Raw genomic sequence first — 13053 nt, 5'->3', positions numbered from 1 at the left:
TATGGCCGAGAATAATCAATATACAAACACCAAAGTACAATCTAAAGATTTTACTTCTGGTTGGCTTATTGCATTGCTTATTGCCGGCACAGGGTTAACGCTCCCTATTCTTTATTTGGGGTCTGAAGTTGCGTTGGGCATAGGGTTTAAAGGTGCTTTATGGGCTTTTGGTATAAGTACAGCCGTATTAACGCTAATGTGTCTGGCTACCACTAGAATCGGTAACCGTTCTCGTCTTTCGACCTATATGATACTTCATTTTAGCTTTGGTAGGCAAGGGGCCAAGATTATGAACACCATTTTTGGTATCACTCTTTTGGGCTGGTTTTCCGTAGCCTTGGAATTATTGGCTATAGCGGTCGCAGACACTGCATTCGCTACGTTTTCTGTAGTATTGCCACAGTGGATTATAATCTTGGTAATGGGGGTGTTAATCACCGCAACCACTTTTCGAGGTATACGAAGTTTGGAACGATTGGCAAATATGGCTGTACCGGTACTTACATTGTTTTTAATTTATGTTATTTATGTTTCCTTCGATCAAGGCATGTCTTTTCACGAGGTCTTGGATTTTGTACCGGAAAATCCGAGTATGACCCTGTTTGAAGCTACTTCCATACTGGTTGGTTCCTCTATTCTTTTTCCTGTGTTAATGGCAGATTTTTCCCGTTTTATATACAATGACAAGCAGAGTATGGTCGCCGTACTGGGTATAACGATCGGTTTCCCCATAGCCTTGATTTTAAGTGCTATTCCTTCGATACAAACAGGCGAAGTGGATATTATAAAAGTTATGCAGGAATTCGGACTGGTATTGCCGGCATTCGCTTTGTTATTGGTTTCTACATGGGTAGGCAACGCCTGTAACCTCTATTCTACAGCGCTCACTTTTTCTACGGTAAAAACGGGTTGGTCCTTTCAAAAAATGACCTTAACATCAAGCGTTCTTGGTATTATCTTTGCCCTACTCGGTTTTTCGAATTATCTGTTCGATTTTCTTAGTTTTCTAGGCGTTTTGGCGCCTGCTATTTCCTCAATCTATATCATCCATTTTTATTGGGTTAAAAAACAACACTACGAGTTGAGCGAAATTGCAGAATGGGAGCCAAAGGCCTTGATCAGTTGGGTTATTAGCTCGGGAATAACCGTGTTTACCTATTTGGACATTTTTCAATTGACCCACGCTTATTTTATTGATTCCTTTCTGCTGGGAGGGTTGACTTATATCCTTTTACAGTGGAAGGAGTTAAGGAAAAACAAAGCCTAAGCTATTCATACCTTTATAATTGACGACTTGTCACAACTCAGGGAACCCTTTAATATTTCTTAATAAAATGTTAATTCAAATATTCTTGATTTCAAGGGGGTTTTTCTGATTGATTCAAGATTATACTTTTTTAAATTGAATTATCATCTTGTTTTTAAGCGAAGTATTGATAAATGTATATCGATTTCATTATATCTGTGAAAATAATTTATCGATATGCTATTTTCTCGGTGAAAGATGTATTTACTTTAAGCTTTATAAGCATACCTACTTTTGTTGCAAATTGAAGAAACGTAGTAAATCAAGGCCCCCATTTTTTAGGTTCCTTGGCTTGCCTTCCCCAATGTTTTTTCACTTTCATTTGGCTTCAACCTATTGAATACATAGGAGTCTATTTTGAGGGGCAATGTCATATCCCCATATTTTAGATTCCGGTAATAACAGTTCAATAGTTGATACTTTTTGGTCCTAATAACTTAAAGAGATGATGCGTATGAAAAAGTCTTTGTTAATCATTCCGTTTTCAGTTTTAATACATTTATGCATTGTTAATGGGGTACTTTACTTCATGACCCCCCTTACATATTTAGAAGGAACCAATGCGCTCTATTATAATTTGGCTTGGCTCATTGCAGCCTTCAGTCTTAATTACTACCCTACGGAAAGAAGGGAAAGGTTTGAGACCAATCTGGGCAAATATTTTAGGTTGCTAGGTATTTTCGGGCTCGCCTATTTTGCGCTTTACGGCTTTAAATCTAATGGAGTTTATGCTTTTGAATACCGTGCTACGGTCTATTTGGTCGTTTGTTTGTTCATAACCGTTTATAGGTCTTTCTTCTATTGGGTTAGGACCAAATACAGGTTGTACGGCGGAAACTTTACAAACGTAGTTGTGGTAGGCCGGGATAAAAACCTTAAGAAAATCAGGAAGGTGTTCGATCAACCGGAATTGGGGTATCGGTACAAGGGTTTTTTTGACGACCGCCCTTCTGTGAGTCCCACGTATTTGGGAAAGATGAACGATTGTTTTAAATACGTGCTTGAAAATGATGTTGACTATATCTATTGCGTTACATCGAACCTTTCGAAAAAGGAGCTGGAGTACTTGATTACTTTCGCCGATAACAATTTGAAGAAATTGATGATTATTCCCGATAACAAGGAGATTTTTACACGTTCTATGTCCATTGAACTCTATGACAATATACCGGTTCTCGCAATGCGAAAATCGCCCTTAGAGCTTGAATATGCTCCGATCATAAAAAGAACTTTTGATTTGTTGTTTTCTTCCTTTGTGATTCTTACGGTATTGTCATGGCTTACGCCTATCCTCTTTGTGTTGATGAAATTAGAGTCAAAGGGTCCCTTGTTCTTCAAGCAAAAAAGACATGGGGTCAATAGAAAGCCTTTTTGGTGTTACAAATTTAGGTCTATGACACAGAATGCGGAGTCAGATACCCTTATGGCCACTAAAAACGATATGCGGGTTACCCGTATCGGTAGAATATTACGTAAGACCAGTATTGATGAGTTACCTCAGTTTATCAACGTTTTTTTGGGCAATATGAGTGTGGTTGGCCCAAGGCCGCATATGGAGTCGCACACGGAAATGTACGAGACTTCTATTGATAAGTACCTAGTTCGGCATTTTGTAAAACCGGGCATTACGGGCTTGGCACAAATAAAGGGTTATCGGGGCGAGATTATGAAAAAGGCCGATATTGTCAACCGCATTCGGTTCGATATTTTTTATACCGAGAGCTGGTCTCTCGGGCTTGATTTGAGTATAATTTATTTTACGGTAGTAAATGCCATCCGTGGAGAGGAAAAGGCATATTAGACGGGTTAAGATGATCGGGTTTGAATCGTCCGCCAGCGAAGTATAAAAGGGAACCGCCAATTGTTTTTGGCGGTTTTTTTTGAAGTATTATGAAGACCCGGCCCAGCTACGTGATTCGCTTATAGATGATGGATATTTCGGCCTTTCCATGTTTTAGAATCTATTTTTCCAAAAATAAAAAGATGCTTAGATAATGTAATTTGTAAACTATGGAATTGTGATTGTTTTGGGGTTTGACATTCAGGGATTTGCAATCTTAAAAGAAAGTTTTTACCTACACTTTTTTGTTGTACATTAAATGAATCTAAACCTTGGTGAATGATTAAACCGGAAATTCCACTTAACGAAGAGTACAGGCTCAAGGCCTTGGAAAGTTTTCATATCCTGAATACCTTGGAAGAGGAAGAATACGATGCCATAACCCATATTGCCGCGGATATCTGTAATACGCCTATGGCCTTGGTCTCCTTGGTAGATTCAAATCGGCAGTGGTTTAAATCGCATTACGGTATCGATGCTACGGAAACGCCGCGTGACCTGGCTTTTTGTGCCCATGCCATTAATGCGCCGGAAGATTTGTTCGTTGTTGAAGATGCGAGTCAAGATGAGCGTTTTCACGATAATCCTTTAGTTACGGGCGGACCAGGGGTTCAGTTTTATGCCGGGGCACCTTTGACAACGAAAGAGGGGCATTCCATAGGCACCTTATGCGTTATTGATACCAAGGCTAGAGACAACTTCACCGATCGACAAAAGGCTTCCTTAAAGGCATTGGCCAATCAGGTAATGACCCAATTGGAACTTCGGCGCCAAAACATCCTTCAAAAAAAAATAAATGATGAACTAAGTATAAAGAATGCCCAACTCAAGCATTTTACCTATCGTTTGGCCCATGATTTAAAGACCCCCCTCTTAGATATAAGCGCTTTGGTCGGGTTTATAAAGGAAGATTATCTGCACTTATTTAAGAATACCGAAATTGTTGGGTGGCTCGATACCATAGACAATCGTGTGGGATATATGGATACTTCTTTCAATGGTATTATGAACTACACCAACATCATGAACGATGAAATCGAGTTGCAAGAATTTCACATTGAAACGCAAATCAATGAAATTGTAAAAAAAGCGGGTGGAGCCGCTACTATCGATTTGAAACTTGAAAATTGCGGGCACGAAATAGTTCAGTCTTTAAAAAGTTTCGTTCAGATATTTTTTGAATTGATAATGAATTCCGTAAAGTTCTCGGAACGATCGGTGACCGAACTTCTAATTGCATTCTCAGAAGACAACGAGGGTTATAATTTTACCTACCAAGATAACGGACCGGGCATACCGGAGAAATATTGGGATAAGGTTTTTGTCATGTTCGAGACCTTAAGTTTTGAAAACACTATGGATACAGGCATCGGTCTAGCCACGATCAAGGCTATTGTTGATAAGCTTGGGGGAAAAATAGAGTTAGGCCATAGGCCCGATAAGAGACCGGGGGTCTATTTTTACCTGAGGCTTCCCAAGTGAACATAGGGGTCGACCCAACGTATTCTACATTGTTTTGTACAATGAATGGTTAGAAAACGCCGGGTAAACGTGTTCCCCCTATGCCTTTGGGGCAACTTCTCTCTTGCAACCCGCTATGGGTTGGGTGAATACCCGTACTTCCACAACTATTTTTATCATTCCATTATAGCTTGGAGCCGTCACAAGAATGTAAGGTCGTTTTTTAGTTCAATTTGTTGAGCTTTTACCTAGTTTACTATGGTAGAATCTTTGTTGCTACGAATGGCGGGCAATAGAAATAGACGAAAGAACGCGATTTTTTATGGGTTTACTTAAGTTCATAGGTTACCATAATATCGTAGTAAAACTCACCTGGCGGTCTGTCGTAGTATAGGCTAACCCCATATTGTTTTCCGAAAACGCTTCCATTTTCTTGTACCGATAAAATGTTTCCTAAGTCCTTATTCATGGTTTTGGCAAGAAGCGAGGCTTGTTTATATGATTTGTCAAAGGCCATCTGGGTGATTTTTTCTGCTTCGCGGTCATCGATTTGAATATTTGAGGTCATATTCAGGCTCTGAATAAGGGGCGATTTAATTTTCAAAAACTGTTTCATGTTCTCGGCCGATTTGGTCTTATATTGATAGATAATACCTTCTTTATTGTATCCCATGGTTTCAAAGCCAAAGGTGCCCGGATGCTCTTTTATATCGTTCCAAGACAAGCCGTTATCCTCAATGATTTTTTTAAAATGCGCTCTCATTTGATCGATCTGCATTTTGTTGATGCTTTGGTCCGAATAACTGTCGGTTAGGGAGACGTCCGCTTTAAAAACAGGGTCGGGGTCGATATAGATAGCCCGTGCGCTCACTCTTATCGTATTCGGCTGTTGTTGCGCCATTGATAAGCTGCAAAGGAATAATAGAATTAGTGTTATGCTTTGTGTCTTCATATCTGTTTTTTATGGAAATGTAATTTGGGTGAGGATGTTTTGTTCTTGTACCGTTGCTAGACTTTTGCCTTAAGATGAAAGTCTATTGCCAAGGTTTTGGTAGAAAAAAGGAGGCCGTTAACAGCCTCCTTATAGAACTGGCTTTATTTGGGAATATTAAAATGTGCCACGATCTCGTCATAGCTCATTTTTGAAAAATCCATAGTTTCCGTCTTGGTAGTCACTCCCCCAATTCCATTTTTAGCTTTAACGCCTCCGGGAATCAACACATAGCGATACGTACCGAACAAAGTCGTCCCTATATTCGAACCGTCTACGGTAGCCAGCCTGATATTGATTATGCCCTCGTCAAAATAGTAATAGTAACTGACCCCTTGGTTGCCCAAATAGGGCAGGGCATACACATTGTTGTTCGAGGTTACCTTACCGTATACCAATACGGTGCCGGTCTCGACGAACTCTTCGCTAAGTCCCGCCACATCTACAGAGCCATTGGCCGTCGACGACTCTATATTACCGTCATCGCCGAGAATAGGCGAATCAAACCAATCGGAATAAATCACATTGGCCGTACCTGTTTCCCCCTGCTCGCCATCGGCACCTGCTTCACCTTGTGGACCCGTCGGCCCTTGTTCCCCTTGTTCCCCTTGTTCCCCTTGTGGTCCTTGAGGCCCAATATCACCGTCTTCACCATCTTTGGAGCAGGCAATGGTAAGCAATCCGAAGAATGTTAGGAAAAGTACGTTTCTTAAAGTTTTCATAGTAATTGTTTTTTGTTTATAATTCACTTGATTTAATAGAAAGGAATCGTTGATTCCCCTTATTTTTAATTGTTGTTGTTCTCGAATGTCAAAGTGTTCTATTGGCTTGCCAGGGTCGATTTTTTTCGACAAGAAAAATTTCCTTATTAAGGTTACAGGTGCAAACCTAATCGTTAAGTCAAGGGGGGGAGTCCTGTATCTTTTGGATTTAAAAAATCAGGATAATACGCAGCAATCGTTCTTGTACTGCAGTGGGGTAAGGCCCGTATGTTTTTTAAAGGCCGAATAAAAAGCGGATTTGGAATTGAACCCGGCTTCGAGGCCTAAAGAAACGATCGTATAGTGGGCATAGCGGTCAGAATTTAGATTTTGTTTGACATCTGCAATTCTATACTCATTGATAAAATCGATAAAACTTTTGTTCAAAAGACTGTTGACCATACTTGATAGGTAGCATGCGGAAATGCCAAGTGCTTCGGAAACCGAGTTCAAGCTCAGGTTGGGGTTGCGGTACAGCTTTTTGAACCGCATGAGTTCTTCCAATTTTTTAAAGTATTGGTTGGCCTTGGTAAAGTTTTTTTTGGTTTTTAAGTTGAGCGCTTTGATCCTTTGTGCACAAAGTGCGGCAATGATATTCAATAGATGCAGGTGCTTCTCCGTAAAAAACGCTTTTTGCGGATGCTCAGAGTCTATAATGCCGAATAGGGTGTCATTTATAATAATGGGCACGCATATTTCCGAAAGGCGTGATGCATCGTCAACGATATATCTTGGGTCTTTAGAGGTATCGTTGATGATTTCAGCTGATTTTGACATAGCCACACTACCTACGATTCCCTCGCCCAATTCGAGTTTAATCCGATTGTGTATACGCTCATCGAACGGATTTTTAACACCATAAGCGGCATGTTGCGTTAGTTGGCATGTTTCGTAATCGTAAGTGTAAATAACGCAGTCAATGAATCCCAATCGATGGATCACGTTTTTGGTAATATCCCAAAGTATTTCATCAATCGTTTCTTTGGAACTTAAAGAGGTTGAAAAGAAGCTAATGGCCCTGATTTCTTCTAGGGTACTCAATGTGGTGGAATCTTGCATAATCCAAGGGTTTTAAATTTGAGGGGGAAAGGACAAATACCGTTCGGAATATCATAGATGTGAGTTAGGTGGGATTTTGATGATTTTTGATGATGGTAAAATTGGTATAGAAAATGCCTGCTGAAGCCGTTTGCAACGAAATTACACGCTGTATGGGAACTAGACCTTTAACATTGTTGTCAAAGTCTGGATTATTAGCTCATGATGCAGAATATTGTTGGAGTATTGTTGCCTTATTTAAGATAAGGAAAGGGTTAAAATACTGTTTTATAGGTTTTTATGTGTTTCACTTGGCGGATGGCCAAAAGCTTTTGAAAAGACCCTTGAAAAGTAGGCTGGATCGTCAAAACCGACTTCATATGCCACTTCCGAGACGTTTTTTTGTGAGGTTTTTAGAAGCAAACGGGCTTTTTGAAGCCTTACGGTTTGTATAAACATACTGGTTGATGAACCGGTAAGTGCCTTGAGTTTTCGATGTAGATGGCTTCGGCTAATGCCCAATTCCCTGCAAAGTTCTAAAATGCCGAAACCGCTATTGTCTATATTTTTTTCTATGATACTTCTTACTTTAAGAACAAAAGCATCGGTTTCGATGGCACCTTTTGAATTTTGGCCGTCCCAAAAAACGGGATTGCGATATTTATCGCGTAACACTTCCCTTTGCTGCAGTAGTTGGGCCATACGAATGATAAGTTCCTTTTCATCAAAGGGCTTTTTCAAATAGGCGTCGGCACCAAGTCTTAATCCCTCAAGTTTCGACTGGGCATCTGATTTGGCCGTAAGCATGATTACGGGTATATGATTGGTGACAGGATTCGACTTTATGGCGTGGCAGAGCTCGAATCCGTCTTTTCCGGGCATCATCAAATCGGTTATTACCAAGTCGGGTACGGATTCGAGAACATTTTCCCATCCACTATTACCGGTCTGGCTAAAGTTCAGTCTATACTCTTGGCTTAAAATAGTCTCCAAATACGAACAGATGTCCAAGTTGTCCTCTATGATTTCAATCAAAGGCAGTTGGTCGTCTATGCCCTTGCAGTCTTGGGTCGGCTGGTTTCTAACGAGATATTCTTTAGGTTCTTGATCGTATGGAATTTGCTCCGAGGCTTCGTTTAAAATAGGGAGGGTTATTTTAAAACAAGAGCCTACTTGCAGCCTGCTTTCAACCTTGATAGCCCCCTTCATAAGATTCACCAATTCTTTGGTAAACGATAATCCGATACCCGTTCCGGCCAATTGCCCTTTGGCTTGGTAGTACCGGTCGAAAATCAGTTCTGAATCTTCCTTTGAGATACCGATACCATTGTCTTTAACAACAAATTCGGCCTTGTCGTCTTTCTGTGCTATTTGAAGATAGATGTCTCCCTTAATACCCGTGTTTTTAATGGCATTGGAAATCAGGTTAGAGAAAATATGTTTTATTTTCTGGGGGTCGAAATCCATGTAGAGCGTTTCTACTTCGGATAAGAAATGCAAGCGTATTTCTTTTGCGCCGGCCAAGGATTCGAACGAACTCGATATATATTTGAGGTACACGATAATATCGCCGTGCACCATCTCTAGTTCCAATTTTCCCGCATCGAGTTTTGAAAGGTCAAGAATTTGGTTGATAAGATCGTTCAGTTCATTACTGTTTCTACTTATGGTCTTTGCGAAATGGGCTGTTTCTTTATTTCCTTTTTTCTGTAGGGTATTGGCCATACCTGAAATAATGGTCAAAGGTGTTTTTAGTTCATGGGCAACGTTGTTGAAAAAGCTCGTTTTAAAGGAATCGAGCTCTTGAAGTCTGTTTTTTTCCGCCAGATCGAGCTTCCTTTTCAAAAGGTAGCTGTGAACGGCAAAGAGCAAAGATATGAACAGCAATACGTAGGAGGCGTATGCTAGGTTGGTTTTCCACCAAGGCGGGTTGATTACGAATGTCATTCGTATGATGTCGTTGGTAAAATCTAGATCGGGGTTAATGGCGGCCACTTCAAGTCCGTATTCGCCCGGAGGCAAACTATTGAAGGTTACACTGCGCTCATTACCATTGTCTTGCCAAGTGTCGTAGAGGTTGTCTACTTTGTACTTATAGGTCGTTTTTTCGGCCAAATGGTAATTCAGGGTCGTATAGTTGACCGTGACCGAGTTGTTGTTATGGGTTAATACCAAGTCTTTATGTTTCGGAGAAAGCTTTCGTACTTGTTCCTCGCCCGATTTCGAAAGTAATCGCGTGTCAGTAAAAAAGAAGTCGATTTTAGGTCTTTCAAAATCCCTGAAGGCACTGGGGTCAATAATTTCTATGCCATTGTCGTTTCCGAAAAATAAGGAGCCATCGTGGTTTTTGTAGACCGAAGACAGTAGAAAGTTGCTGCTTTTTAAGCCATCTTCCTGACCAAAGAAATTGAAGACACCTGTATTTTGGTTCAGTTGAAAAATACCGTTACCAATGGTGCTGCCCCAGATATTGCCAAAATTATCCTCTACCATGGCCATGATTTTTTCATCTTTTAGCCCGTCTTTTTTGAGGTATCTCTTAATTTCAAAGCTTAGAGGGTCTATGGCGTTCAAACCGGCATCGGTTCCTACCCAGATAGTACCGTCGGAAGCTTCTAGTAAGGAAGTGGTCAAGCGATTGGAAAGACTGTTTTCATTTCCCGGCACATAATTGATGTTTTTAAATGCCGCGGTATCGCCCGATTTCAGTCTTTGGGGATTCTCTAAAAGATAGACGCCCGATTTTAAGGTACAGGCCCATAATCTACCTTTGGAATCGATGAGCAGGTCAATTCTCGGAATGTCCTTTAAAGTAGGAATGTCGGCTATGTCATAGGTTTCAAATCGATCCGAAGCTTTGCGGTAACATACCAGGCTTTCATCGGAAATCATCCATAGATCTCCCGTTTTGTCTTCGGTTATAGACCAGCCTCCCTTGAAATATGAAGCTGATAATACTTTTGTTTTGAAGGAAGCGGTATCTATCTCAAATAGGCCATTGCCGATAGCGAAAAGCCTCCCGTCATCGGAAAGGTGCATACCGTAGATTTTCTTCGGAAGAATTTCTTGAAGCCTTTTTTTCTTATCCAATGAAAAGAGTCCTTCGTTGGAAGCGATGAGCAAGGTACTGCCCACCTGATAAAACTCGCGTATATCGTTGAGGTTTTTGCCTTCAGGAAGCAGATGGCTCGAATGAAACCTTGAAGTAAAAGTAGAGATGAGCGCCAAGCCTTTGTTGGTGCCTATCCACATATTTTTATGAAGGTCTTCGAAAAAGCTGAGCGCCTGTACGCCCGTCATATCTTTTTCGAACATGCTTTCGTAAGAATGAAATTCTACCGAATCGAGGTTTTCGTCCACGATTGAAATGCCATTTTCCCCACCGATCCAAATTCTATGGTCCGAATCTTCAATAATGGGACTATTGGCAAAAAACAGCGATACCAGGTTGTCGATCTTAAGACGTTTAGAGATGTTGTAGGTTCCGTTTGAACCTTCAAAGACCAATAATGAATTTTTCTCAAGGACTAAAAGCCTATTCTTTGAATCAAAAAAGCTTTTTTCTATGCGTTTTCCCCCATTTTCAAACAATAGGGTATACGATTGGGTTTGGTCATTATAGGAGTAAACTTCTTTTCGGCCTAGAAAGAAAATTTGGCCCGATCGATTGGTGGTGATATCGATGACTCTTTTCTCAAATATTCGATCAAAGGTATTTTTGTTCTGTCTTTTTAGAAAAAGGCCATCTTCGCTCGCTATATATAAATCTCCTTCTGTAGAAGCGGTCATTTTATTGATCGATGTAATGGTGTCATTTTCGTAGACAAAGGCCTCGTGGGTAAATTCATTTTTCTCTACATCGATTCGGTCGAGGCCTCCATAGGCAACACCAAGCCATAGTTCGTCTTTCGATTTTTTTTCGATGCACTTGACCCAATTGGCTATCGGACTGTTAGAGTCGTCGGGGCTATGGGTATAGCTTTTAAAGGTATAGCCATCAAAGCGGTTGAGGCCATATTGGGTGGCTAACCAAATGTAGCCCTTGTCGTCTTGTGTAATATCGGAAATCCAGTTGTTTGAAAGCCCATCACGGGTATCCCACACCTTGGGTTTATACTGTGCACTGGCACTGTATGAGAAAAGTACCAAAAGAACTCCACAAAGCTTAGTAATGAAACGCATAAGGTTTAAATGGCCATGTTATTCAAGATTGCTCCTTTGGTTTGGGTATGTCCTTTAGAAGGCAATCTAATTTATAAAGGTACACAGTTGTTGTATCCCAAGGGTCGATTTTTTGTATCAATTGCCGTATTTCCGGTGTCAATTGACATGAATTAAGTGTTGCCGGAAAACTCTAATTAGTTTCCGCAAGTATAAACACTTTCCGTACCCAAAGCATAACTGGAAAACCAAAAAATACGAGTATAAGTTAAGACCTATGCCCTATTTGGGCAAGCCCGACGACTATATTTTGATATTCTAATTATGGCACATGGCCGATGGGTAGACTATTATTTTTCTGTTTTTTGAAAGGCGGAAAAGTATTGGCTGTCATTTGGTTATCCGCCGACACTTAGATAAACGTATGGTTTATTTAGGTAGGGCAAAATAACCCAAGATCAATTCTATCGAAATAAAAAAGGCTCCAAGAAATGTATCTTGGAGCCCTGTAATAGCTTGGTGGAGAATACCGGAGTCGAACCGGTGACCTCTTGCCTGCCAGGCAAGCGCTCTAGCCAGCTGAGCTAATCCCCCGTTTTGGCTAGGTGCAAAGGAAATACTTTTTATGAAAGTATCAAAATAGTTGGGCAAGTAATTATCGCAACTTTTTTAATCCTTCTTTACACTGAGTACAAGTACCGGAATACGGGCCGAGAACTCTGATTTAGGTATGGTATTCTTTTCCCAAAGTTTTTTGAAAAACCCTCTTTTGTGCCTAAAAACGCACAATAGGTCCGGATGTTGCGCCTGCATGTGTTCGAGTACGCCTAGGTAGGTCGTTGGGGCCTCGGTCATGGTTATCTGTGAGCTGACATCCATCAATGCCGTGTTGATCCGTAGATCGGCATCGGAGTAACCCGGTGTTTTTACCAAAAGTAGGTTTACCGTAGACCCGAATTTTTTCTTAATGTCCAACAAGGGGTTTAGAATACGGTTTCTTTTGAGTATACCCGATTTAAAGGCGGTCAGAATATTTTTAGGAGGGGCCATTACGCTGCCCTTGGGTACGATCAGGGTTGGGATGTCGGTCTGTTTGATGATTTTCCCCGAGGTATTGCCCAAATACAGCTCTTCGGTAACATCATTACTCCGTGGCGCCATGATGATCAAATCGATGCCCAGTTCCCTGTCGATATCCTTTAGGCCATCGACGATGCCTCCATTGTAGGTGGCAATCTTGATGTTAACACCTTTGGCGTCTATCTTTTCAATGACCTCCTTTAGGCGTTCTTTTCCACTTTCGGCCAGTTTTTGCGGAACATTGGCCAAACTTTTACCGGCCCCTACCGAAACATTGAAAACTTCCATCACATAGACCTGTGAGGAAAACACCGCGGCAAAGTCTACGGCATATTGTAAAGTACGGTGTGCATCGGGTGAAATACCTATAGGTACTAGTATGTGTTTCATATTGTTTTCGGATTTATCGTTTAAA

General features: G+C 40.9%; 8 protein-coding genes and 1 tRNA gene. 3 read left to right on the top strand and 6 right to left on the bottom strand.

Features of this window, described 5'->3' with window-relative positions; all coding sequences use genetic code 11:
* The first annotated feature begins 1 nt into the window (after window position 1).
* The 3 genes from B4Q04_RS02955 (at window position 2) to B4Q04_RS02945 (ending at window position 4628) form a co-directional block, all read left to right on the top strand.
* Window positions 2-1267, top strand: coding sequence for a purine-cytosine permease family protein (locus B4Q04_RS02955; protein WP_088695955.1), 1266 nt, complete (start codon window positions 2-4; stop codon window positions 1265-1267).
* Window positions 1268-1835: 568 nt separating this feature from the next.
* The gene (locus tag B4Q04_RS02950; RefSeq protein WP_013992915.1) at window positions 1836-3107 is read left to right on the top strand and encodes an exopolysaccharide biosynthesis polyprenyl glycosylphosphotransferase; all 1272 of its coding nucleotides are present in this window, start codon (window positions 1836-1838) and stop codon (window positions 3105-3107) included.
* A gap of 318 nt (window positions 3108-3425) precedes the next feature.
* Complete coding sequence (locus B4Q04_RS02945) at window positions 3426-4628, top strand: sensor histidine kinase (protein ID WP_088695954.1); 1203 nt, start codon at window positions 3426-3428, stop codon at window positions 4626-4628.
* A 307-nt stretch (window positions 4629-4935) separates the two neighbouring features.
* Here the strand turns inward: B4Q04_RS02945 and B4Q04_RS02940 are convergent, their stop codons facing one another.
* The 6 genes from B4Q04_RS02940 to B4Q04_RS02915 all read right to left on the bottom strand — a co-directional run bounded on the left by B4Q04_RS02940 (window position 4936) and on the right by B4Q04_RS02915 (window position 13028).
* Complete coding sequence (locus tag B4Q04_RS02940; RefSeq protein ID WP_013992912.1) at window positions 4936-5559, bottom strand: hypothetical protein; 624 nt, start codon at window positions 5557-5559, stop codon at window positions 4936-4938.
* A 143-nt stretch (window positions 5560-5702) separates the two neighbouring features.
* Window positions 5703-6320, bottom strand: a complete 618-nt coding sequence (locus B4Q04_RS02935; RefSeq protein ID WP_123772321.1) for a hypothetical protein — start codon at window positions 6318-6320, stop codon at window positions 5703-5705.
* Window positions 6321-6536: 216 nt separating this feature from the next.
* Complete coding sequence (locus tag B4Q04_RS02930) at window positions 6537-7418, bottom strand: helix-turn-helix domain-containing protein (RefSeq protein WP_013992910.1); 882 nt, start codon at window positions 7416-7418, stop codon at window positions 6537-6539.
* Between the two features lie 267 nt (window positions 7419-7685).
* Window positions 7686-11579 (bottom strand): hybrid sensor histidine kinase/response regulator transcription factor, encoded by a 3894-nt coding sequence (locus tag B4Q04_RS02925; protein ID WP_088695952.1) that lies wholly within the window; start codon window positions 11577-11579, stop codon window positions 7686-7688.
* A 496-nt stretch (window positions 11580-12075) separates the two neighbouring features.
* Window positions 12076-12152: transfer RNA gene (locus B4Q04_RS02920), tRNA-Ala, on the bottom strand.
* Between the two features lie 75 nt (window positions 12153-12227).
* Window positions 12228-13028, bottom strand: a complete 801-nt coding sequence (locus tag B4Q04_RS02915) for a universal stress protein (protein ID WP_013992908.1) — start codon at window positions 13026-13028, stop codon at window positions 12228-12230.
* Between the last annotated feature and the right edge of the window lie 25 nt (window positions 13029-13053).

Source organism: Zobellia sp. OII3, from assembly GCF_002211465.1.
Lineage (GTDB): Bacteria > Bacteroidota > Bacteroidia > Flavobacteriales > Flavobacteriaceae > Zobellia > Zobellia galactanivorans.
Note: the sequence above shows the minus strand (reverse complement) of the source record. Positions and strands in the feature narration are given on the sequence as shown.